At 34.8% G+C, this 21,649-nt stretch carries 25 protein-coding genes; 8 read left to right on the top strand and 17 right to left on the bottom strand.

Features of this window, described 5'->3' with window-relative positions; all coding sequences use genetic code 11:
• Window positions 1–143: 143 nt before the first annotated feature.
• Together AC0L8O_RS08300 and AC0L8O_RS08295 are read right to left on the bottom strand one after the other, a co-directional pair.
• Entirely contained in the window at window positions 144–503 is a 360-nt protein-coding gene (locus tag AC0L8O_RS08300; protein ID WP_026560116.1) for a Na-translocating system protein MpsC family protein, read from the bottom strand.
• A 72-nt stretch (window positions 504–575) separates the two neighbouring features.
• Window positions 576–1,844 (bottom strand): L-lactate MFS transporter, encoded by a 1,269-nt coding sequence (locus AC0L8O_RS08295; RefSeq protein ID WP_473447276.1) that lies wholly within the window; start codon window positions 1,842–1,844, stop codon window positions 576–578.
• A 488-nt stretch (window positions 1,845–2,332) separates the two neighbouring features.
• Between AC0L8O_RS08295 and fdhD the strand changes: the two genes are divergently transcribed.
• Genes fdhD through AC0L8O_RS08280 form a run of 3 tightly spaced genes read left to right on the top strand, consistent with a single transcriptional unit; the run spans window position 2,333 to window position 4,402 of the window.
• On the top strand, window positions 2,333–3,124 hold the full coding sequence (gene fdhD / locus AC0L8O_RS08290; protein ID WP_473447274.1) for a formate dehydrogenase accessory sulfurtransferase FdhD: 792 nt from the start codon (window positions 2,333–2,335) through the stop codon (window positions 3,122–3,124).
• 12 nt (window positions 3,125–3,136) lie between these two features.
• Entirely contained in the window at window positions 3,137–4,162 is a 1,026-nt protein-coding gene (gene moaA / locus AC0L8O_RS08285) for a GTP 3',8-cyclase MoaA (protein ID WP_473448767.1), read from the top strand.
• Window positions 4,163–4,171: 9 nt separating this feature from the next.
• Window positions 4,172–4,402: a hypothetical protein gene (locus AC0L8O_RS08280; protein ID WP_473447272.1), complete on the top strand. Its 231-nt coding sequence runs from the start codon at window positions 4,172–4,174 to the stop codon at window positions 4,400–4,402.
• A gap of 81 nt (window positions 4,403–4,483) precedes the next feature.
• Here the strand turns inward: AC0L8O_RS08280 and AC0L8O_RS08275 are convergent, their stop codons facing one another.
• Window positions 4,484–5,002: a DoxX family protein gene (locus AC0L8O_RS08275; protein WP_473447270.1), complete on the bottom strand. Its 519-nt coding sequence runs from the start codon at window positions 5,000–5,002 to the stop codon at window positions 4,484–4,486.
• Window positions 5,003–5,295: 293 nt separating this feature from the next.
• Between AC0L8O_RS08275 and AC0L8O_RS08270 the strand changes: the two genes are divergently transcribed.
• A complete protein-coding gene (locus AC0L8O_RS08270) occupies window positions 5,296–5,826 on the top strand; it encodes a YceI family protein (RefSeq protein WP_473447268.1) in 531 nt (176 codons plus the stop codon).
• A gap of 40 nt (window positions 5,827–5,866) precedes the next feature.
• Here AC0L8O_RS08270 and speD read toward each other — a convergent pair whose 3' ends face one another.
• From speD to AC0L8O_RS08250, 4 genes are all read right to left on the bottom strand, one after another.
• Window positions 5,867–6,673, bottom strand: coding sequence for an adenosylmethionine decarboxylase (gene speD, locus AC0L8O_RS08265; protein WP_026560123.1), 807 nt, complete (start codon window positions 6,671–6,673; stop codon window positions 5,867–5,869).
• Between the two features lie 128 nt (window positions 6,674–6,801).
• On the bottom strand, window positions 6,802–7,446 hold the full coding sequence (locus AC0L8O_RS08260; RefSeq protein WP_473447266.1) for an SDR family oxidoreductase: 645 nt from the start codon (window positions 7,444–7,446) through the stop codon (window positions 6,802–6,804).
• A 65-nt stretch (window positions 7,447–7,511) separates the two neighbouring features.
• Entirely contained in the window at window positions 7,512–8,990 is a 1,479-nt protein-coding gene (dacB, locus tag AC0L8O_RS08255; RefSeq protein ID WP_473447264.1) for a D-alanyl-D-alanine carboxypeptidase/D-alanyl-D-alanine endopeptidase, read from the bottom strand.
• A gap of 125 nt (window positions 8,991–9,115) precedes the next feature.
• Window positions 9,116–9,217 (bottom strand): YjcZ family sporulation protein, encoded by a 102-nt coding sequence (locus AC0L8O_RS08250; RefSeq protein ID WP_084042975.1) that lies wholly within the window; start codon window positions 9,215–9,217, stop codon window positions 9,116–9,118.
• Between the two features lie 142 nt (window positions 9,218–9,359).
• Here AC0L8O_RS08250 and AC0L8O_RS08245 point away from each other — a divergent pair, with 142 nt between their 5' ends.
• Window positions 9,360–10,028, top strand: coding sequence for an SOS response-associated peptidase (locus AC0L8O_RS08245; protein WP_473447262.1), 669 nt, complete (start codon window positions 9,360–9,362; stop codon window positions 10,026–10,028).
• 64 nt (window positions 10,029–10,092) lie between these two features.
• Here AC0L8O_RS08245 and AC0L8O_RS08240 read toward each other — a convergent pair whose 3' ends face one another.
• The 7 genes from AC0L8O_RS08240 to AC0L8O_RS08210 form a co-directional block, all read right to left on the bottom strand.
• Window positions 10,093–10,704, bottom strand: coding sequence for an alpha/beta hydrolase (locus AC0L8O_RS08240; RefSeq protein WP_473447261.1), 612 nt, complete (start codon window positions 10,702–10,704; stop codon window positions 10,093–10,095).
• 20 nt (window positions 10,705–10,724) lie between these two features.
• A complete protein-coding gene (locus tag AC0L8O_RS08235) occupies window positions 10,725–11,705 on the bottom strand; it encodes a ring-cleaving dioxygenase (RefSeq protein WP_473447260.1) in 981 nt (326 codons plus the stop codon).
• Window positions 11,706–11,848: 143 nt separating this feature from the next.
• Window positions 11,849–12,241, bottom strand: a complete 393-nt coding sequence (locus AC0L8O_RS08230) for a hypothetical protein (protein ID WP_473447259.1) — start codon at window positions 12,239–12,241, stop codon at window positions 11,849–11,851.
• Window positions 12,242–12,260: 19 nt separating this feature from the next.
• Window positions 12,261–12,851: a spore coat protein gene (locus tag AC0L8O_RS08225; RefSeq protein ID WP_473447258.1), complete on the bottom strand. Its 591-nt coding sequence runs from the start codon at window positions 12,849–12,851 to the stop codon at window positions 12,261–12,263.
• A 195-nt stretch (window positions 12,852–13,046) separates the two neighbouring features.
• Window positions 13,047–13,331, bottom strand: coding sequence for a hypothetical protein (locus AC0L8O_RS08220; protein ID WP_473447257.1), 285 nt, complete (start codon window positions 13,329–13,331; stop codon window positions 13,047–13,049).
• Between the two features lie 73 nt (window positions 13,332–13,404).
• Window positions 13,405–14,016 carry a YitT family protein gene (locus AC0L8O_RS08215; protein ID WP_473447256.1) on the bottom strand — a complete coding sequence of 204 codons (612 nt, stop codon included), beginning with the start codon at window positions 14,014–14,016 and terminating at the stop codon, window positions 13,405–13,407.
• Window positions 14,017–14,203: 187 nt separating this feature from the next.
• Complete coding sequence (locus tag AC0L8O_RS08210; protein WP_473447255.1) at window positions 14,204–14,833, bottom strand: peptidylprolyl isomerase; 630 nt, start codon at window positions 14,831–14,833, stop codon at window positions 14,204–14,206.
• A 116-nt stretch (window positions 14,834–14,949) separates the two neighbouring features.
• On the opposite strand from AC0L8O_RS08210, the gene AC0L8O_RS08205 reads away from it, so the two are divergent.
• Together AC0L8O_RS08205 and AC0L8O_RS08200 are read left to right on the top strand one after the other, a co-directional pair.
• Window positions 14,950–16,860, top strand: coding sequence for a DUF294 nucleotidyltransferase-like domain-containing protein (locus tag AC0L8O_RS08205; RefSeq protein WP_473448766.1), 1,911 nt, complete (start codon window positions 14,950–14,952; stop codon window positions 16,858–16,860).
• 5 nt (window positions 16,861–16,865) lie between these two features.
• Entirely contained in the window at window positions 16,866–17,567 is a 702-nt protein-coding gene (locus AC0L8O_RS08200; protein WP_473447254.1) for a 3'-5' exonuclease, read from the top strand.
• Between the two features lie 34 nt (window positions 17,568–17,601).
• Here AC0L8O_RS08200 and AC0L8O_RS08195 read toward each other — a convergent pair whose 3' ends face one another.
• Window positions 17,602–17,856 (bottom strand): hypothetical protein, encoded by a 255-nt coding sequence (locus AC0L8O_RS08195; RefSeq protein WP_216774022.1) that lies wholly within the window; start codon window positions 17,854–17,856, stop codon window positions 17,602–17,604.
• Between the two features lie 243 nt (window positions 17,857–18,099).
• Between AC0L8O_RS08195 and AC0L8O_RS08190 the strand changes: the two genes are divergently transcribed.
• Entirely contained in the window at window positions 18,100–19,092 is a 993-nt protein-coding gene (locus tag AC0L8O_RS08190; RefSeq protein WP_473447253.1) for a hypothetical protein, read from the top strand.
• 52 nt (window positions 19,093–19,144) lie between these two features.
• Here the strand turns inward: AC0L8O_RS08190 and AC0L8O_RS08185 are convergent, their stop codons facing one another.
• Both AC0L8O_RS08185 and AC0L8O_RS08180 read right to left on the bottom strand, forming a co-directional pair.
• Window positions 19,145–21,205 (bottom strand): heavy metal translocating P-type ATPase, encoded by a 2,061-nt coding sequence (locus AC0L8O_RS08185; protein ID WP_473447252.1) that lies wholly within the window; start codon window positions 21,203–21,205, stop codon window positions 19,145–19,147.
• A 22-nt stretch (window positions 21,206–21,227) separates the two neighbouring features.
• A complete protein-coding gene (locus AC0L8O_RS08180) occupies window positions 21,228–21,554 on the bottom strand; it encodes an ArsR/SmtB family transcription factor (protein ID WP_473447251.1) in 327 nt (108 codons plus the stop codon).
• Between the last annotated feature and the right edge of the window lie 95 nt (window positions 21,555–21,649).

The raw sequence follows: 21,649 nt of genomic DNA, 5'->3' as shown, positions 1-21,649 counted from the left end.
ATACCAGTTATTTTATTTTATTACAATCTTTAGGTTTGGTCATATTATTCAGCTCTTAAACTATTTGGTATATAGGTAGATTAGCTTTCGTCGATTATTTGAGAAAACTGTTATACTGGCTTCTAAAGCATTCCTCATGACCCTTATTTAATAAACTTTTGCTGCAGGTCTTCATCAAAAACAAAGATGGACATCCCGAAGTCTCTGTCAATATCAATATCTACAAATAAGTCAACGAATTTACAACCTAAAAACTCTTCCATCTCTAGAGGAGGGTTCTTTCTGTAAATTTGTTTTACCATTTCAGTTCTTGCAGATCGTAACGCCTGTTTCCCTTCATCTGCACTAGCAATAAATCTTTCGACTGGTGATAGATTGCCTTCCATTTCACAGATTGCCCAGTTTTTACAAAATGTTGTTGTAATTTTACTAGGACCTTTACCCATGTGCTTTTTTCGGAAAGAGCGAACGATATTACTAAATTCTGCTTCGTACTTGTTCATAATATCCTCCTACCCACTAGAGGTTTTAGCATGAGGTATTTTACCATACCTTATGCATTTGTGGAAGTATTATTATCCCGCAATGGAGTTTTTTGTGTGAGTGTTTTGTTGCTGACGAAGCCGGTTTATATCTTTACGTATCACAATAGATACAAGTAAGGCAATGACAAACAATCCTGAGAAAAATGTTAAACTTGTTCCGTAGCTTCCCGTTGTATCCTTCATCCAAGCTGCGAACATTGGACCAGCTAAACCTGCTGCAGCCCATGCAGTAAGGATATAACCATGTATGGCTCCTAATTGCTTTGTTCCAAATATATCTCCGATAAAAGCAGGAATTGCAGAGAATCCTCCACCATAACAAGTATATATAACCGCTAACATAACCTGGAATAATAATGCTTCTGTTGTATGTGGTAACAGAGCAAATAACACAATTTGCAAGACGAAGAATGTTGTGTACGTATTTGGTCGGCCAATATAATCTGAAATAGAAGCCCAACCTAAACGACCTAAGCCATTAAAAATTCCTAAAATACCAACAAGTGTTGCTGCTTCTGCCGTAGTAAGTCCAATACTTTCCTCCGCTAATGGCTTTGCTGCAGATAAGATAGCTATTCCACACGTTACATTAATGAATAACATTACCCATAAATAATAAAATCGAGGTGTTTTAATTGCTTCATTTGCGGTTAATTGTGCTAAATCTTCTTTAATTCTAGAATTTCCCGATTTCAACTTAGCCTCAAATCCCTTAGGTGCCCAATCAGCAGCAGGCTTTTCTAAGTAAAGGGAAGACAAGGTCATAATAATTAAGTAAGATAGCCCGAGAATATAAAATGTGTTTGCTGTTCCTACAGAATTAATTAACCATTCCATCACAGGGCTGGCGATTGCAGCAGCAAATCCAAATCCCATTATCGCAAGACCTGTAGCAAGTCCTCTCCTATCCGGAAACCACTTAACCAAGGTTGATACAGGTGCAATATATCCTACACCAAGCCCAATACCTCCAAGTACTCCATATGTAATATAAAGAAAAGGTAGCGATCCTAAATTAATAGCTAATCCAGATCCAATGACCCCAGCACCAAAGAATCCTGCTGCGAGTAAACCAGCTGCTCGTGGACCGTACTTTTCAACAAAGTGTCCTAAAAATGCTGCAGATAATCCTAGAAATAATATTGCAATACTAAATGTTAATTGTACTTGAGAAGCACTCCATCCAAACTCCTCCATTAATGGATTTGTAAAGTTACTCCATGCATAAACAGATCCTATGGAAATATGGATCCCAACTGCCGAAGCGGCAATTAACCAGCGATTTTTTGTTTTTTTCATGTAGTCATCCCCTCATTTTATAAAGCCTTATCTATAAATTTTAGTAAAGCTGTGTTTCTATTATTTAAAGATTATTTCAATAATAAAAAAATTAGTGTTTATCATGCATTAAGCCTTCTGATAACATATATACATCATTAAAACAAAGAAAACCGTCAATCCCTAATTAGATAGCAAATAAGGTAACTTGCCTATCTAAGTGGTGATTGACGGTTAGTTTCAAGCAGGATTCGCTACTATCGGACCAACAGTTAATCGCTTTCAATTTTGGAACAATTTAAATCGACGACAGGGTCGCTATCTCGGATTCAAAATGTTACAATATCATGAACTTTGTACCGAAATAATAACATGTATTCTATTATTCGGCAACAATAATTTTCGATTTTTAAAGCTTTTGCTTTCATAATTGACAAACTTTCATACTTGTTAATGACACCATAATATGATTATATGTTATGTATCTTATAATTTAGGTGAGATGGTAAATGGACATGAAAATGAGCATCAATCAAAACATTCGTAAATACTCAAATGGAAATTTATTTGATACAACCGACAACATTGTAACCGAATTTCCATTAACAATATTCGTCAACAATGTGGAATTTGCAACAATGGTTTGCACTCCTACACACTTTAAGGAAATGGTCGTTGGGTTTTTGGCATCCGAGGGTGTTATTCGATTTTATCGTGAAGTTGAATCTATTTCCATTGATGAAGAAGCCGGCTATGCCTATGTAAAACTTTATGCTGAAGTAACAACAAACCAACAATATTACTCTAAAAGATTTATCGGATCATGCTGTGGTAAAAGCAGACAGTTTTATTTTCAAAATGATGTTAAAACATCAAAGACCTCAATGAGCAAACAAACTCTTTCACCTTCACAGTGCATCTCTCTAATGAAAGAAATGCAGGAAAGCAGTATTGTTTTTCAGGAAACAGGTGGTGTTCATAATGCAGCTTTATGTACACCTGAAAAAATGATTATTTCCAGGTCTGACATAGGTAGACATAACGCATTAGATAAATTATACGGATATAGCATTTTGAACGAAATCCCTGTACGTGATAAAATTATCGTATTCAGTGGTAGAATTTCTTCTGAAGTCCTGGTTAAAGCGTCAAAAATAGGTGTTGGGATTGTCTTATCAAAATCTGCTCCAACTGATCTTGCCATCAAACTTGCAGATGATTTAAACATCACAGCAGTTGGCTTTATAAGAGGAACTTCATTTAATGTCTATTCCCATCCAGAACGGATTATTGAAAAATAAATTAAGGGAGGAATCGTATTGAGCAATAGTCATACTACTTATGATTACTTTGATCGCCCCCTGCGCGACTTGCGTATTTCTGTTACAGATAAATGTAATTTCCGCTGTACTTATTGTATGCCTGCTGAAATATTCGGACCGGACTACCCTTTTTTAAAGAGAAATGAATTGCTTTCTTATGAAGAAATAGAACGTGTGACGTCTATTTTTGTTCAATCTCTAGGTGTTAAAAAAATTCGAATTACTGGTGGAGAACCGTTAATGCGGAAAGATTTGTCTACTCTTATTGATCGGATTAGCCAAATAAACGGTGTTGAAGATATTGCTATGACAACAAATGGTTATTTTTTACCTAAATATGCAAAAGAATTAAAAGCTGCCGGGTTAAAACGTGTATCAATCAGTCTTGATTCTCTTGATGATGAAGTATTTGGAAAAATTAACGGTCGAGGTGTTTCAGTTCAATCTGTCATCGACGGTATCGACGCAGCATCAGAGGCTGGAATAAAGGTGAAAATTAATATGGTTGTTAAACGTGGGATGAACGACCAGGAAATTATCCCTATGGCCAAGTATTTCAGAGAAAAAGGCCATATTTTAAGATTTATTGAATTTATGGATGTTGGAAATACGAATCAATGGAACCTGAAAGATGTTTATTCTAAAAAACAAATCATTGAAGATATTCACGAGGTAATGCCGTTAGAGTCTATTGATCCAAATTATACAGGTGAGGTAGCAAGTCGTTACCGCTATATTGGTTCCGACATAGAAATTGGTGTCATTTCATCTGTTTCAGATGCGTTCTGTTCAACGTGTAATCGAGCTCGGTTATCAGCCAGCGGTTCTTTATATACATGTTTGTTTGCGTCTATTGGTCATGATTTGCGTGAAGAGATACGTTCAGAAAAAACAGACGAAGAGCTTGCAGAGCATATTCGGGCAATCTGGCGTGGACGAAAAGACCAATATTCAGTTGAACGAGGAGAAGCAACAACGAACAGGAAAAAAATTGAGATGTCTCATATTGGAGGTTAACGAACAACCATGAGTAATTGTAAAATCGATCATTCTTCTGAAGATGTGAAGAAAAAGTTACAAGATCAATCACCCTTTCTTACTACTAAGTTAGTAGAAAAATGCTTACTTTTTTTATCTACAGATACTAGTCAAACTGAATTAAATGAATTATTCCATCTACTAAAGAAGTATGATTTATCAACTGATGAAGAGAAAAATGTTCGCAACCGAAAAATCGAAGCACTAATCACAGATTAAAATATTTCAATATAATAAAACAGGATAACCTGAGTTATCCTGTTTTATATTTTTTGCTGTCAAATATATTATAAGTTTATATTAATGAACCGGAAGATGTTCATGATGATGTTTTTCTTTTTTATTATGTCTTTTGCGGTTAATAACTTGATTTAATGCTTTTAACATCCATCTGTCAGCTCCGTAGAAGTAACCAGCTGTACCTGCTATTATTAATAAGAATGCAGCAGTATAGAGAATTGGATTTGTGCTAATTGTCCCTGCCATCATAAAATTGAAGTTCATGAAAGCACCTGCTATTAGTGCTGGGACCGTTGCGGCTCCTACTATTAACCCGATACCGACTAAAACTTCTCCCCAAGGTATTAACACATTAAATAATGGTATATTGGGAAGGGCAAATTCCTCAAGGAATGCAGCATACCAAGCGTGTACAGCTGGATTTTCTCCACTTGCTTTAACAATGGCCCCTTGTATAAATCCTGTTGCATCAAAACCTTCTGTTACTTTATGAATCCCTGCTTCCAGCCATTGTACTCCTAACCAAACTCTTAAAACTGTCCATATAATCGCCATTTTCGGTCCTTTTAACCAATTCATGGTTTCAACAGCTCCTTTTTGTGAAGTTTTTCACAATTAACTTTAAATTTTTTAAGCTAGCTTGCTTTATTGTGAAAGTTTGTGAAGTTTTTCACTAACTTTCTACACCTTTATAATACCCTCTTTTACACCATGTGACAATAGACTTCACAGTATGTTCAATAAAGAATTTCAGGTATAACCAAAACTTTTTTCCGTTGACTTTCTTTTTATTCCATTATATAATTTATCTCGGAGTTATAAATCTTTAAGTTGAGATATTTTAAACTAAGTTATTTATTGGAGGAGAAAAAATGACAAAATCGAAATGGAATCTTGACCCGACACACAGTGGTGTAGATTTTTCAGTTAAACACATGATGTTTGCGACAGTTAAAGGCGGCTTTACAAGCTTTAATGCTGAAATAGATGCGGATCCAACAGATTTAACCACCGCTGATATTACATTCACGGTTGATTTAGCAAGTGTTGATACACGAAACGAAGATCGTGATAATCACTTACGCTCTGCTGACTTTTTCGATGTTGAAAATCATCCTTCTATGACATTTACATCAACATCTATCGAAAAAACAGATAATGATGAATATAACGTTACTGGTGACTTAACATTACACGGCGTAACAAAATCAGAAACATTTGTGGTTACTTTTGAAGGAACTGGTATTGACCCATGGGGAAATGAAAAAGCAGGATTCGGTGTTGAAGGAAAGCTAAAACGCAGCGATTATGGCTTAACTTGGAATGCAACATTAGAAGCAGGCGGCGTTCTCGTTGGCGATCAAATCAAAGTTTCTTTACAACTACAAGCTGCTAAAGCGTAATAGAACGATAAAAGGGATTGAAGGCAGAAACTTCAATCCCTTATTTCATGTTCTTACCATAAAAGATTTCGTCCATTTCTTTTGTCAAACTTGCCGTAATTTGCTCTTGCTCTTCTTTACTAAGCTTTTCTTTCGTATATCCAAACAAGTAATTATTTAAGTCAAATTGTTTAAGCTTACATTTTGTATGGAAGATATTTTCTTGATATATGTTCACATCAATCATATCAAATTCTTCCTTCACTTCATCTGGTATATAATTTTGAATTGAACTAATATCATGGTCAATAAATAGTTTATTTCCACTAATATCTCTGGTAAACCCCCGCACTTTGTAGTCCATTGTGAGGATGTCCGTATCAAAAGAATGAATCAAATAGTTTAATGCCTTTAGTGGTGATATTTCACCACATGTTGAAACATCAATATCTGCACGAAACGTGCTAATCCCCTCATTTGGATGGTATTCGGGATATGTATGAACAGTAATGTGACTTTTATCCAATCCCATCACAACTGCTTCAGGTAATGGACCAGGGGATTCATCGAAAGACTCTGTTGGTACTTCTACAACAGGACCTTCTGAAACTAAAATGGTTACGCTGGCCCCTTGTGGAACATAATCTTGTTTTGCAATATTCAACACATGTGCTCCAATGATTTCAGTCACATTTTTTAAAATATTTGTTAACCGTTCCGCATTATATTGCTCATCTATATATTCAATATATGCTTCTCTTTCTTCTCTTGTTTTTGTGTAGCATACATCATACATATTAAAGCTTAACGATTTTGTTAAATTATTAAACCCATGGAGCTGTATTCGTTGTTCTGGAGTCAGTTTCATCCTTCTTCCCCCTTAATTTTGAATTATCCGAGACACCATTACACTTTTATATTACCCATTTTTCATAAACACAATCATTAGACTGAAATTGCCCATTGAATAGAAAAAAAGCACCTCAAACGAGATGCCTAAAGTTTGTTTAATGCAACCGAAATCTGATCATCTCCTGCAATCAAATCAAAAGAACGTTTTTTAGTATGATCATTCGACAAGGCCTCTACAATCGTTTGTGCTACATCCTCACGTGGTATATAGCCTCTTTCCAATTGATCACCCACAGAAACTTTTCCTGTTCCTTTTTCATTTAATAGCCCACCTGGACGAATAATTGTATATGTTAAATTTGATTGCATTAGTACACGATCAGCATAGTGCTTTGCAACATAATATGGCTTTATTGCTTCATTCCAATTTTCACGATTATTAGCCTGAAGTGCACTTACCATAATAAATCGATCTATACCAGCTGCTTCTGCCGCTTCCATCGTTTTTACAGCTCCATCAAGATCAATTAATAATGTTTTATCTGCACCTGTGCTGCCTCCTGATCCAGCTGTAAAAACAATAGCGTCACATCCCTTCATCGCCTGTTTTAATTGAGCAACACTTCCTTCTAAATCGGCAATAACTGTTTCAATTCCCTTCTTAAAAAATACATCTTTTTGCTCCTGCTTTCTAACCATTGCCAATACAGAATGTTCGTCATCGCTATGTAGTATTTCCGTCAGCTTTTGTCCAATTTGTCCATTTGCTCCTACAACTAATACTTTCAAAATATTTCTCCTCCTTCTTTATCCAATTATTTCAAAGATTCAAGGTAAGTTCAAAAATTTTGTTTTTATTCAAACCCATTTTGCATGACAGAAAGGATTTTTTCTTCTATTATTTTCCCTTTTTCTTCATCATTCATATGATTTAATATGATTGAAAAGATTACTACTTCTCCACTCTTCGTTTCCAAAAAGCCCGATAAAGAACTTACATTCGTCAATGTGCCTGTTTTTGCTACTACCTTATGTTTGAGGGGTGAGTTTATCATTCTTTTACGTAGCGTTCCCCCTGTTAATTTCTCCTTCTCACCTGAAACAGGCAATGCTTTGTATAAGTGTGAGAACCATTCTTTGGATTGGGCTTTGTATAATAACTGTGTCATGGTATTTACCTGTGTCGAATTTACATGTGATAATCCTGAACCATCTCTAAGGACTGTATTGTTCACATCGATTCCTAATTGATGCAAGGTACTTATTTCGGTTTCTAACCCTTTTTCCCATGTACCTTGATTATGAGTGACCTTACCCATCTCTTTTACAAGCATTTCTGCTATCGTATTGTTACTTAATTTTAAAAATGGAATAAGGATCTCAGACAATGGCTCTGATTCATGTAAAATGAGCTTTTGAGTATGAATTGGTGTTAAATCAGGATAATAATCCCCTGTGACATGTATCCCCTGTTGGGCAAATTCCTTCTTAAAGAGAGCAAGTGTATATTTTGTAGGATTCCAAATTGAAATCCATTCTTTTATTAATTTTTTATCTTCAGGTATTGTTCCTTCTATCATCACTTCGTTTTCACCATGAACTCGTGTAATATTTAACGATTCTTCACTTTCTGCCTCTGTTGTTTTGGCTTTATTATGAATAATCACATAATCGGTTGAAGGAATTAATGTAATCTTAGGTGCCCTGCCTTTTTGGCTGGGTGTGATTTGAATTTGTATCGTTCCTGCATCAAAATCTTCGTCAGGTGAGGCTGTTAAGGCTGAAATTTGAGCTCCATAATAGGCTGTTTCATCTGTCCAGGGTAAATCAACAGAATAACGAACCGTATCGTATCTGCTATCATCTCCTATTACATCTCCATCAATTGTTTTGATTCCTTTTTGTCTTAATTGTTTTGCCATCATCTTGATATCTTTTATTGTAAGTGTAGGGTCTCCCCCGCCTTTTATGTATACATTTCCTTTTAATACACCTTTATTCTCCCATTTTCCATCTGTTTTTATTTCAGTGTTAAAGGAATAGTCTGGACCAAGTATCGTTAATGCTGCTATGGCTGTGAATAGTTTTAAACTGGACGCTGGAGTTAAGCTTGTTTCCCCGTTATGAGAATACAAAATTTCACCTGTAGAAGCTGACCGTACACTTAAACCTGAAATAGCTCCTCTCATCATTGGATCATTCGTTAAAACAGATTCAAGCTGGGTTACTCCTTCTGCTTGCAGCTCCAGTGAATATATTGTGCTGCTTGTTAGAATTGATGCTATCAGAGTTGTTGCCACTAAAAGCAAAAGAAAATAAGTTTTCTTCATCATTATTCGACCAACTCCCTTTTACAGATCTAAACTTTAATTTCTTCAATCTAATGGTTTTTATCCAATGTAGCTGTAAAAAAAGAAAACCCGAGAACTTGTTGTTCTCGAGTTGCCCTTTTTATATTTTAGTAACCAATATAAGAAGCTCCAATGATGATTAAAAGAATAAACAATACTACGATTAGAGCAAATCCTGCTCCATAACCATATCCGCCTGCGCCGCCCATACTATCACCTCCAGAACTGTTTATATACTATATGTAAAAATTCACTTTCAGGTTATAGGCAAAATCATTAAGATCTTTGTTATTTCCTTTTTTACATTCATCAGATACACTTTATGTATCAACTTATATGGAGGCTATAACCATGTGTGGACGATTCTCTTTAGCAACAGAGCAATCAATTATTGAGGAACAGTTTGATGTATTGATTCAAGAAGAACTTTCATATCGTTATAATATCGCTCCTTCACAAGATGTTTTTGTGATCGGTTCCAATGGACATGAACGAATTGGGAGATTTATGCGTTGGGGACTTGTACCTCCTTGGTCAAAGGATGTAAAAATAGGCTATAAAATGATTAATGCCCGTTCAGAAACTATTGATGAAAAAGTAAGTTTTAAAACTCCCTTTTTAAAGAAGAGATGCCTGATTCTTAGCGATGGGTTTTATGAATGGAAAAGGAATGGAAAAGAAAAACATCCGTATAGGTTTGTCATGAAAGATCGGCAACCTTTTGCACTTGCAGGTCTTTGTGAATGCTGGAATAAAGGGGACCAACACTTGTTCACATGTACGATTCTGACAACTGAAGCTAATAAAGTTACGGAAGAGATCCATAATAGAATGCCTGTTATTCTTCGAAAAGATGATTTTCATATGTGGCTGGATCCTAATTACCATAACGTAAAAGAACTAAAATCATTACTTGTACCTTTTGACGAAGGATTAATGGAGGCTTATGAAGTTTCAAATCTTGTTAACTCTCCATCCAATGATGTAAAAGAATGCTTGGAACCTATTAATAGTAAATAAGAAGGAGCTGTCTCTACACTTCTCTATAAATCCGAAGTGAAACAAGATAACTCCTTTTAGTTGCCTACGATTTAAAATTTTTTTCGTACCAAGTTTTTGCCTGCTCAATTTCTTCTCTTGTTAATTGGTGACCTGCCTGTCCCCAATGTTCGGTAATAGTTGCTTGTGCATTTCGTAAAGCCTCTGCTAATTCCTTCGTTTCTTCAATAGGGATAATAGGGTCATTTACACCAGCTCCAATAAAGATCGGTGTTCCATCTAAATTAGGAATTTCAACCTTTCTTCTAGGTACCATTGCATGAAGTAATATGGCTCCTTGTAAAGCATTTTTATGATGATACATAAGACTTGCTGCAATATTGGCGCCATTTGAATAACCAATTGCTAAGATTCGATCACGATCAAAATGATACTTTTTTGCACTATCCTCTAAAAACTCGTTTAACTCGCTTGTTCGAAAAATAAGATCTTCTTCATCGAAAACTCCTTCTGATAAACGACGGAAAAATCGGGGCATTCCGTTTTCAGAGACATTTCCTTTCACTCCAAGAATTGAAGCATCGGGAGCAATCATTTCAGCAATTGGCAATAAATCTTTTTCATTTCCACCTGTACCATGTAATAAAAGCAATGTAGGAGCATGCTTGTCTTTTCCTTCAATAAAAATATGTTTCATTCCTCTTTTACCTCCGATGTTTAAGATTCTTTTGTATCTAACGGCTTTAACTTCGCTTCGATTTCTTCTCGTTGATGTTCAAAATAAGGAGGCAAAGCTAAATTTTCTCCTAGATGTTCGAAGTCTTCATCACCTTCAAATCCCGGTCCATCTGTAGCCAGCTCAAAAAGAATGCCATTTGGTTCTCTAAAGTACAAGGAGCGGAAATAATAACGTTCGACAAATCCTGAGTTAGGTAAGTGATTATTTTTTAAGAGTTCTACCCATTTTTTTAACTCTTCTTCATCTTCAACCCGAAATGCAACATGATGCACACTCCCTCTTCCAGGTCGCTCGCGGTTATTTTCAGCATCTTCGATAATATGAACCTCTGCACCAGTTCCACCCTCACCTGTTTCAAAGACCCGAACTTCATTTTGATCATTATTTCTAGTATATCCCTGCTTTTCTCTAAAGCCCATTAAATTTGTTAATACATTTATTGTTCGTTCAGGACGTGATACTGTTAACACTACAGGTCCTAGCCCTACAATTCCATTTTCGGAAGGCACAGTGCTTTTATCCCAAGGTTTTCCACCTTCAACACCGATATTTGTTTCATCAGAAACAAGAATCAATCGTTGACCCTCGTGATCTCGAAATGAAAGAGTAGCGCGTCCCAATTCTACTTGTATTTCATCATGATCTACTTCCAACTTCTCAAAACGTTTTTTCCAATAGTGTAGTGCTACATCATTTTTCACACGAAGAGATGTTGCCGAAATACTATTTGTTCCCGGGTATGTTCGTCCTGCGCGGGGAATTTCAAAAAAGGTTAAATCTGTTCCTGGATTTCCCCTCTCATCTGCATAAAATAAATGGTAAACAGATGTATCATCTTGATTAACTGTTTTCTTTACTAATCTAAGTCCCAACACCTTCGTATAAAAATGATAATTTTCTTTGGCATTTGCAGTAAGGGCAGAGACATGATGTATTCCTTTTAAAGGTTTAATCGTCATATAAATCGTCCTCTCCAACTGTTCAGAATAATCTTATTTCATATATCTTGAATTCAAGATAATTATATATGAACTTTGTTCATTCGTCAAGATATGAACCTTATGTAAAAGGGGTTAACGAAATGTTCGCTAACCCCCATTTTTTACTGTTGAATAAATTGTCTTTGCTGTTGGAAATGACGGTAGCTTGGAATTTGTTGATGTACCTGGTTTTGCGTGTGTAATGGTTCATTTTGCATGATTGCTTGAGAAGAGTTGAATGCTGCACCGGAAATTTCCTGCTGCATTTGATTACAAATATTTAGGATTTGCTGACATTGTTGTAATGCTTGATTATGTCCTTGCAAGCTTTGTTGTATCACTTGTGTGGCTTGTTGTTCTTTTTGCATGAGTTGTTGTAGTACTTGTGCATTTTGTTGTTCTTGTTGCAACATTTGTTTGTATAATTGTGTACCTTGCTGTGTTTGTTGAATTAACTGTTGAACAATTTGTCGACATTCATTAATTTGTTGCATCGCATGTTGTGGTGTATGCATGTTAAATCCCTCCAAAGTATTAGTATGTTTGTTGTTGGTTGCTATAAAGCGCGTTTGGTTGGTAACTGTTAATCATAGCGTTAGTTGTTGCCTGATCAAATGTAGGCACTTGATAATATCCTTTTTGATTCATATACATCCATGTTTCGTATGCTTGATCCGCACAGTTTTTAGCACTTTGAGTCATCATTTCTCTCATTTGAGAATCTGTTAATTCCAAAGCAGCATGCATTTTCATGACCGCACCTGATTTGTGTGTGCCCAACATTAATGATGCTACATCACGGTCATTCAACTGGTTAAGTGATGCATTAGGAGCTTCAGGTACCCCATTCATTTTTATTCCATATGTTGGTGTTGTTTTCATCGATGTTTGTACAGATTGAAGCTGACCTTGGTTTCCTTTTTGCTGTAATGTGTTAACAAAAGCTGTATACTCGTTCGTCATAAATGAAAGCTGATTTTGAAGTATATTTTTCAAGTTTTGGTCCTGACAATGTTGTTGTAAAAGCTGGAATTGATTTATCCCATTTATCATACAACTTAACACTTCATGGCACTCTATAATTTCATGAGCACCTATGTTTACTTGGTTCATTTGGCTTTGCAAGGAAATACCCCCTTAAGTCATTTTTTAAAGCCAAATTTAAAATCCCACCAACAAATATGAATTATTCATTTATTACGTATTCATAAAAATTAGAAAAACACAACTTACCGCTAAAAATGGCGGAAGTCGATGTCTTTTCTTATCCTTAGTAAATTTTCTTAAAGTACAAAAAAACCTAGAATAAATACTAGGTTTTTAAGAAAAATAAGGTTGTATTGAACCGTTTGGTTTTAATGTCATAGTTATTCTTGCATGATGTTCAATATCTTTCGTTAATGTGAAGTAGATACCATTCCATCCAAGCAGCCAACCTTTTGGTGCGCAAGCTTGCAAGTGTAACAATTGATATTTATACATTTTATAACGAAGAGACATGGCGAAGTGTCCCTCAACAATTTCATACCATAATTCCTTTAAATATGCTTGGGCCTCTTTAAAAGCTTCAGATTGTGATATTTGATTTACCGTATGATAATTCATCTGTCTCCCTCACCTTCTTTTTACTAGATTAGTTGAGTTTGACCATTATTACTAGTTTTAAATGTTTCCAATCTTAAGCATGGCTGTTAATTGTATTTTCTTGATCCAGTTCTTTTATTGGAGATTTCTTATATCTTCCAATTATATTACTTGCAATAAAGATGCATAAAATTGAGAATAGAGCACTAAGCCAGCCTACTAATGTCAGAGCCAATAAAATAATCATAGAGTCACATATGAACAATACAATCCCTCGATTGATCCTATATTTTTTGTCCATGTATAGTCCTAAAATATGAATCCCGCCTAATGAAGAACCGTTATTTAATACAAAGGTAACACCAATTCCAATGAGTAAACCTGAAAGGATAGAAGCAAATAACATGTTCAATTCCAAAGCTGGAATGATTTGGTCAAACCATTCACGAAGTAAGGAGATACCTGTTATTGATAATAAGCTTGAGATCGTAAACCATTTCCCAAGCTCACGTATAGAAATTAGAAAAAAAGGAAGATTCACGATAAAAAAGAGTGTACCCCAGGATAGAGGAGATAAAAATGAGAAGATGGTTGAAATACCTGCTGTTCCACCAAATGTTAGGTGATGATCTGATAATATTTTTATACCTAATGAAGTTAAAATAAGTCCAATTAAGACAAAAGAGAGTTTTTTTATAAAGTCCATATAAAGCCCCCGATCATTGTTATCCTATTATAACTTATCTCATAGAGTAACACTGGTCAATATATTGGAAATTATTCGGAATTTTTTATTTATTACAAACAAAGAGACTTTATCACAAAAACTTTATAACGCTGAGTTTCATGTGATAAAGTCTTATTACTTAATATAACAAAGTTTATTTAGAATCTTATTTAACTTTTTCTGGTTCAGCATATTCGATGCCAAATGTTTCAACTGTAATTTCTTTTATTTTTTGTTCTTCTAACGGCTTGTCCTGTTCATCCGTTTCTACTTCTACGATTTTATCAACAGCTTCCATTCCTTCGGTTACTTTTCCAAAAGCTGCATAATCTCCGTCAAGATTAGAGGAATCAGCAACCATAATAAAAAACTGGGATCCGGCTGAATTAGGGTCCTGTGATCGTGCCATCGAAATGACACCTCTTTCGTGCTTCACATTATTTTCAAAGCCGTTTGAAGAAAACTCTCCTTCTATACTATAGTCAGGTCCACCCATTCCTATTCCCTCAGGATCTCCACCTTGTATCATAAAGCCGGGAATCACACGATGAAAAATAAGTCCATCATAAAACCCAGAATTGGCTAACGTTATAAAGTTACTAACCGTATTTGGAGCTACATTAGGATATAGCTCAACTTTTATGACATCGCCATTTTCCATTGTCATTGTTGCCATTGGATTTTCCTCAATGTTTTGAAGTGGTTTTTTACTTGTTCCTTCCTCCTCATTTGCTCCACAACCCGCTAACAAGATAAGGAACAAGGAAAAGATTAATAGATTAAAGCTTTTTTTCATATATTACTCCTTTCTGAACTGGAATGTACGAATACTTCTCATTACCTTCATAAATGCTGTTATGTATGTTACCGTTAAAGTATACAAGATTTATATAGGTGGTGTCTAACTTGTCAATGTCTGACCTTAAACATCTTTTGAAGGATTACTACCCTTTTTCACTGTTAACTGAATTTCAACTTCAAGAATTAACTGATAAGGCCTCACATAAGCAATTTTCGAAGAACGAATTTATCTTTCATGAAGATGAGGCTGTTGATGATATTGATCTCTATTTTCTTGTTTCCGGTTTAGCTAAAAATATACTACATCAATCAAATGGAAAACAATTATCTTTAAGATATTATTATCCTGGGGACATAATCGGGTTAATGGTGATGTTTACGAGCGGTGAATTAAATTTTTCTGTTCAAGCACTGGAAAATTGCACTGTATTCAAATTAAATAAACAACATTTTTTTGAAATAATGACACGAAACAATGATTTTTCTAAGGTTATTTGGGGAAGTATTGGTGAGCGAACAAAGTCCTTATATGATGAAATGAAAAATAAAGGATCTCAAGATGATGATGAAGAAAATGTACATCTCTTAAAGACACGAGTAAAACTCCTCATGGATACGCCAATCTTTGTTCCGCCCCATTATAAGATGAGTGATGCTGCAAAAATTCTAAAAGATCAAAATGTATCAGGATTAATTGTAAGCAGAGATTCTTCAAAGATGCTCGGGATGATTACTTATGATGAGATATTAACATTTGCTTCAACATCTCCTGCAACAAATTTAGTTAGCGATTGGATGAATTCAAATCCGGCATATGTTGATGCAGATGCTTTTGCGTTCGAGGCTTTATCATTTATAAAAAATAAGTTAAGTACATGTATTCCTGTTTTGAATAACCAAAAAGTGATCGGTATGTTAACTTCCCGCTCATTTTTAAATCTTGAAAATTCCAGCTATTTAGATCTAACCTATAATGTAAAAAAAACAACATCACTTGAAGACTTAGTTATGCAAGGACCTCTAGTGAACAAAACGTTACATTCTTTTGTCCAAGAGCTAGTTGAAAAAGAAAGCTATGCATATGAAGTATCGGAAATGATTACAAACCATAATGACAATCTCCACAGACAAATGATTAAGCTAACTGAAAATGAAATGAAACAACAAGGATATGGTACACCTCCCATTAACTACTGTTTTATTATAATGGGAAGTCAAGCTAGAAATGAACAAGGCTTCCGTACTGACCAAGATAACGGCATGATTCTAGCTGATTATGAGCATTTATCAAATCGGGAAGAAATTGAAAAGTATTTTAACACTTTTACACAAAAGTTGAATACATCCCTCCGTCAACTAGGGTTTCCGGAATGTACGGGTGGAATTATGGCAAAAGAAGAAAAATGGAGAAAGTCGGTATCACAATGGAAAAAGGATATACAGACCTGGAAAAATGAACTTGACGCTCAGGAAATCCAAAATTTTACGATGTTTTACGATTTCAGACCTATCTATGGAGATTTTTCGTTAGCAAGTGAAGTAAGAACATTTTTAAATGAAAAAGCACAGCATTCTAAAATGTTACAGCAATTATTAATGAAGGACGCTTTGCGTTTTAAAATTTCAGCTCATCCTTTTGGACTCATAAATATAAAGCAAAAAAACAAAAAAATTAATGTCAAAAAAACAGGTCTAACACAAATTATATATTCGACAAGAATAAACGCGATAAAATATGGAATCAATGAAGTAAGTACAATAAAAAGACTTAATGCTTTAAAAAACATACAAGCAATGCATCCTCGAGATGTTGAAAATGCTAAAACAGCCCTTCATTATTTACATTATTTTAGACTTAGACAAAACTTGAAAGAATTAGAAAACAATAATCATGTTTCTAACGAAATCCCGATTCATGACCTAACTAAAGAAGACAGAATGAAGCTTAAAGAAGCATTACAGGTTGCTCATCGTATGCAACAAGTAACAAAAATCAGCTTTAACAGAAACCGGGTGGTGTAACCAGTTTGCCAGATGAAATTAAGATCATAAAGTATTTTCTTTGGGATCACTACTTTCTAAAATACCATATAAAAAAAATGACGCAATTACCTTCCTTTTCAACAGCTAGACAATCAATCGAGAAATTCCTATCTAGTCAACAAGGACTGATGAAACAATCGCTGTCATCTTGCACCTTTACAATTTTTGATTTAGAAACTACGGGATTTTTTCCCGCTATGGGTGATGAAATCATTTCAATAGGTGCTATAAAAGTAAAAGATCTCCAAATACAATATAATGAAGCATTTTATACAATCGTCAAACCTATTGGAAAAATCCCAAAAGGAATCCAAGAACTTACAGGTCTGCCAGAAGAGATTCTTAACAAGGCAGAACCTTTTCCAGTTGGTTTATCCAAGTTTCTGGACTTTAGTAAAGGAAGTATATTAGTTGCACATCCCGCTACCTTCGATATTGAATTTTTAAAATCGACAATCAAACTATGGAGTCTTCCTCATTTTTCTGTTGAATATTTGGATTCACATCTTCTTGCAAATGAAATGTTCCAAGGAATGCGCAATTACTTAGATGAACTAGTTGAACGTTTAGGCATACCTGAACGAGAAAGGCATCATGCTTTAAATGACGCGATAATGACTGCAGAAGTTTTTATAAAGCTAATTGAAAAGTTTGATCCATCTAAAATGATTTCAGAATTACAGTAAAAAGGAGTGACTTTTGTAAGTCACTCCTCAATTTTTATACTTTTTTAAAGACTGCAGCCTGTATGGCCATTTCTCCTTGGTTATGATTTGTAATATGTGAGAAAGTGTAAACACATCCACATCCATCTATATCAAATAATGTCATTTCCATAAAATCTTGTGGCAACTCGTGCAAATGCTTTAAAATAATTTCGTTTTCAGATGTGTAATAAAGATCTCCTTTCTGTAAGTAGTGAACGAAAGGATTTGTTTCTAGTAGATTTTCTGACGGAATGTTGAAATAATTCATTTAAAGCACCTCACCTTTTTCTTTTAATTCAGTATTTTCTGATTATTTATATAATACATGATTATTTACACTTTGAAAACTATTTTTTAAACATTTTTTCAAGATTAATCTTCTGCCTTTTTCTACAAAAATTTCTTTTTTTCCTACAACTGTTTCTCCTGCATTCCTCTTTAATGACAAGCAAATGATACCAATTACCTAATCTACTTTTCATGATAAAATAAGCTGAAGGATGTGATAGAAATGATACGTTTTAACCAAATTTTCATTATATTACTATTATCATTCCCTTTTTTAATCAGCTTTGAAACCACTGATATAGATGATAAGACATTTGCATCTTTTCAATCACCTGAAGGAATAGATTTTACGAGTTATACGCCTTCTTGGAATGAAGATAAATTGAAAGATTTATATAAAGAACTGTTATTAAATAAACATGGGCAAGAGATATCGGAATTAAATGAAGTTAGGATTTTAGGTGGAACACATTCTAGCACAAACACGAAAGGAAGTTATCATTCTCTTACGAAAACAATTGTTTTATACCAAGGCAATAATTATGAAACACCCGTTGATTACCGGGGAACACTTTCACATGAATATGGGCATCATTTTGCCTATCATTATTTTCCAACACATCACCTTCCATTCTCAGAGTGGCAAAGAATACGAGGAATTGATGTTGCTGACATGAGGTGGGACTCTTTTTGGAATTATGATGAACGTTATCACGCATTCTACCCGCAAGAAATTTTAGCGGATGATTATGTTCTTTTATATGGTGCCACGAGGGAAGTAGAATCTGAAGATCTCATGTCAAATGAGATCTTCTATCTGCGTACCCAGCATGAAAATCAAGATATTCCAAATGTGCTGGAAAACAAGAAGTTACATTCTTTTTTGGAGGAAAAAACTGGCCTATCTATTGATTCATCACGGATCATTGAATCACCAAGTTTAATCGAGTGGAAAGATCAAACCATTCGTTTCTCAGTTTCATCAAGAGACCATATTGCATACCGCCTAAACCTTGAGCTAATTAATCAAAATGAAAACAAATTAATTGAATTGTATGAAGTAACCTCACATGATACGAATACATTGAACTTTAATCTACAAGATCAGGATATAATTAATTTGACCGACTATGATTATGCCTTAATTTCGATTGATATTGTTGACTTAACAACATCAATTGGATTTGAAACAGACGAAACACGCGTTTCACTTTAGTATTTTTTAAAAAAGGATTGAATAACTTAAGAGTTACTCAATCCTTTTTATGTTACTTTTTTTCATATAAAACGGTTAAGCTAATTAATGTGACGAGAATGGTAGCACCCATATCTGAAAGAATTGCAATCCAAAGGGTTAATAGTCCCGGAATTGTAAGGAGCAGTGCAATTAGTTTTAAACCTAATGCTAGTGCGATGTTTAATTTAATAATTGAATTTACCTTTTTTGCTGATTTAATTGCATTAGGTAGTTTCCCGAGATGATTTTGCATTAACACGATATCAGCTGTTTCAATGGCACTATCTGTTCCTTTTCCCATTGCAATTCCTAAGTCAGCTGTTGCAAGTGCAGGCGCATCGTTTATTCCATCACCAACCATCGCCACTTTTTCACGATTTGATAGCTCTTTTATTTTTGCCACTTTTTGATCCGGTAGCAAACTAGCAAAGTAAGATTTCACCCCTACCTTACCTGCTACCTTTTCGGCCGTTTTTTCATGATCACCTGTTAGTATGACCGTATGTTGAATTCCTGCTGCATGAAGATTTTTTATCACATTAATACTTTCTTCTCTAATTTCATCAGATATACCCATAATTCCAAGAGCATCACCGTCTGTTGCTAAAATGACAATTGTCATTCCTCTTTCTTTGTATTGCTTAATTTGTTCGATCACATTTTGTTGAAAAGTGAAATTCTTCATATGTGATTCATTTCCAAGAAAATACGTTACTCCCTCAATTTGGGCAACCAATCCACTACCTGTCACTGTTTTTAACTCTTCTACAGGTAGATATGATAATCCCTCTGCTTTTTTTACGATCGCTTTTGCAATTGGATGTGTAGAGTTTTTCTCAATGGAAGCTGCTATTTGCAGAAAGCCGGGATGATATTCAATATAATCTTCTACATAAGGTTCACCTTTTGTTAATGTCCCGGTTTTATCAAAGGCAATTGTCGTAACCTTTCCTAATTGTTCCAGGAAGACTCCACCTTTTATGAGAATTCCATTGCGGGCATTCTTCGTTATGCCTGACACAATCGCAATTGGGGAAGAAAGGACTAATGCACATGGACAACCAACAATTAAAACAGCTAACCCCTGATAAAACCAATCGCCCCAACTACCATCCAATAGCAATGGAGGGATCAGCATAACAAATGCTGCAATAATCATAATGAGAGGGGTATAATATTTTGCAAATTTATTAATAAATAATTCCGTCGGTGTCTTTGTTTCCTGTGCCTCTTCCACAAGATGAAGGATCTTAGCCAGTGATGAATCTTCATATGCTTTTGTTATTTTAATTTTTAAGATTCCTTCATTATTTATACTTCCTCCAAAAACGGGTTCATTAATTGCTTTTTCAACAGGCATTGCTTCTCCAGTAATGGCAGCTTCGTTAACAGAACTTTTCCCTTCAATCACGATTCCATCAGAAGGAATTTTTTCTCCTGCTCGAACGAGTACAATCTGATCTACACCTAATGAGGAAATACTGACTATCCGTTCTTCATTGTTTTCTATTACAGTTGCTTCTTTTGGTGCAATTTCAAGAAGCTTTTCCATGGATTTTCTCGCCTTTTGCATGCCGAGTCCCTCTAAGTACTCGTTCAGGCCAAACAGTATAGCGACTAATGCACCTTCTTTCCATTCACCAATTCCTAATGCACCAATCAAGGCAATTGTCATTAATGTTTCAATATTGAATTTAAATTTGCTTAAATTTTTTAACCCCTTTAAAAAGGTTTGATAACCACTTAAAACTGTTGCCGCAAGGAACATACCGATTGCGATATATTCATTTAAGAAATTCTCTGTGATAAACCCGGCGATATAGAGCAAAGCTGATATGGACAGAAGAACAATCCAATTGATACCTGATTGATGTCGATGATCATGGTCGGTACCCTTTCCATCTTCTATAAAAGCTCCATCAGAAGATAAGATCTTTTTAACCTTGTTTAAATCTACAGAATGATCTACCTTCAGCTTTCCTGTATTATAACTTAATGAGGCTGATTCACCTGATGGCAGTTTATTAATTTCTTCCTGAAGCTCTCTTGTACAATTGGCACAAGTTAATCCTTTTACTTTGTATTCATTCATTTCTCTCAACTCCAATGAGTGCTTAATGATGTTGCGCATGGTGAATGGTTTGCTGCAGGACATTCATGACATGATTATCATCAGGAGAATAAAATAATGTAGTACCTTCTCGTCTATATTTAACCAATCTGAGGTTTTTCAAAAACCTTAATTGATGAGAAACTGTCGATTGAAGAAGAGAGAGCTGCTCAGCTATGTCATTTACAGAATGCTCGTTTTGGGACAATAAGTGAAGTATTCTAATTCTTGTTGGATCTCCTAAAGCCTTAAAAGTTTGTGAAACAATAAATAGTGTTTCTTCATCAAGTTGCTCTTGATCCTTTTGTTCATGATTTACTGATTCATCCATTACATTCACCTCTTGCTTTTATTATATATTCAAATATGTATATATGTTCATATTATATAACTAAATAATAAAAAAAGAATTGGCTGCTGTCAAGC

This window comes from Metabacillus sp. KJ11-3, assembly GCF_055808295.1.
This window is presented reverse-complemented; position numbering and strand designations above follow the sequence as displayed.

What these genes read in the sequence shown, in the direction of transcription:
- AC0L8O_RS08270 (WP_473447268.1), top strand. Translation starts at nt 5,296, where the DNA reads ATGACAAAATCGAAATGGAATCTTGACCCGACACACAGTGGTGTAGAT.
- AC0L8O_RS08295 (WP_473447276.1), bottom strand. Translation starts at nt 1,844, where the DNA reads ATGAAAAAAACAAAAAATCGCTGGTTAATTGCCGCTTCGGCAGTTGGG.
- AC0L8O_RS08220 (WP_473447257.1), bottom strand. Translation starts at nt 13,331, where the DNA reads ATGAATTATCATACGGTAAATCAAATATCACAATCTGAAGCTTTTAAA.
- AC0L8O_RS08240 (WP_473447261.1), bottom strand. Translation starts at nt 10,704, where the DNA reads ATGAAACATATTTTTATTGAAGGAAAAGACAAGCATGCTCCTACATTG.
- AC0L8O_RS08215 (WP_473447256.1), bottom strand. Translation starts at nt 14,016, where the DNA reads ATGGACTTTATAAAAAAACTCTCTTTTGTCTTAATTGGACTTATTTTA.
- AC0L8O_RS08250 (WP_084042975.1), bottom strand. Translation starts at nt 9,217, where the DNA reads ATGGGCGGCGCAGGCGGATATGGTTATGGAGCAGGATTTGCTCTAATC.
- fdhD (WP_473447274.1), top strand. Translation starts at nt 2,333, where the DNA reads ATGGACATGAAAATGAGCATCAATCAAAACATTCGTAAATACTCAAAT.
- AC0L8O_RS08205 (WP_473448766.1), top strand. Translation starts at nt 14,950, where the DNA reads ATGTCTGACCTTAAACATCTTTTGAAGGATTACTACCCTTTTTCACTG.
- AC0L8O_RS08230 (WP_473447259.1), bottom strand. Translation starts at nt 12,241, where the DNA reads ATGCATACACCACAACATGCGATGCAACAAATTAATGAATGTCGACAA.
- AC0L8O_RS08245 (WP_473447262.1), top strand. Translation starts at nt 9,360, where the DNA reads ATGTGTGGACGATTCTCTTTAGCAACAGAGCAATCAATTATTGAGGAA.
- AC0L8O_RS08190 (WP_473447253.1), top strand. Translation starts at nt 18,100, where the DNA reads ATGATACGTTTTAACCAAATTTTCATTATATTACTATTATCATTCCCT.
- AC0L8O_RS08300 (WP_026560116.1), bottom strand. Translation starts at nt 503, where the DNA reads ATGAACAAGTACGAAGCAGAATTTAGTAATATCGTTCGCTCTTTCCGA.
- AC0L8O_RS08180 (WP_473447251.1), bottom strand. Translation starts at nt 21,554, where the DNA reads ATGGATGAATCAGTAAATCATGAACAAAAGGATCAAGAGCAACTTGAT.
- AC0L8O_RS08280 (WP_473447272.1), top strand. Translation starts at nt 4,172, where the DNA reads ATGAGTAATTGTAAAATCGATCATTCTTCTGAAGATGTGAAGAAAAAG.
- AC0L8O_RS08185 (WP_473447252.1), bottom strand. Translation starts at nt 21,205, where the DNA reads ATGAATGAATACAAAGTAAAAGGATTAACTTGTGCCAATTGTACAAGA.
- AC0L8O_RS08235 (WP_473447260.1), bottom strand. Translation starts at nt 11,705, where the DNA reads ATGACGATTAAACCTTTAAAAGGAATACATCATGTCTCTGCCCTTACT.
- speD (WP_026560123.1), bottom strand. Translation starts at nt 6,673, where the DNA reads ATGAAACTGACTCCAGAACAACGAATACAGCTCCATGGGTTTAATAAT.
- AC0L8O_RS08210 (WP_473447255.1), bottom strand. Translation starts at nt 14,833, where the DNA reads ATGAAAAAAAGCTTTAATCTATTAATCTTTTCCTTGTTCCTTATCTTG.
- AC0L8O_RS08275 (WP_473447270.1), bottom strand. Translation starts at nt 5,002, where the DNA reads ATGAATTGGTTAAAAGGACCGAAAATGGCGATTATATGGACAGTTTTA.
- dacB (WP_473447264.1), bottom strand. Translation starts at nt 8,990, where the DNA reads ATGATGAAGAAAACTTATTTTCTTTTGCTTTTAGTGGCAACAACTCTG.
- AC0L8O_RS08195 (WP_216774022.1), bottom strand. Translation starts at nt 17,856, where the DNA reads ATGAATTATTTCAACATTCCGTCAGAAAATCTACTAGAAACAAATCCT.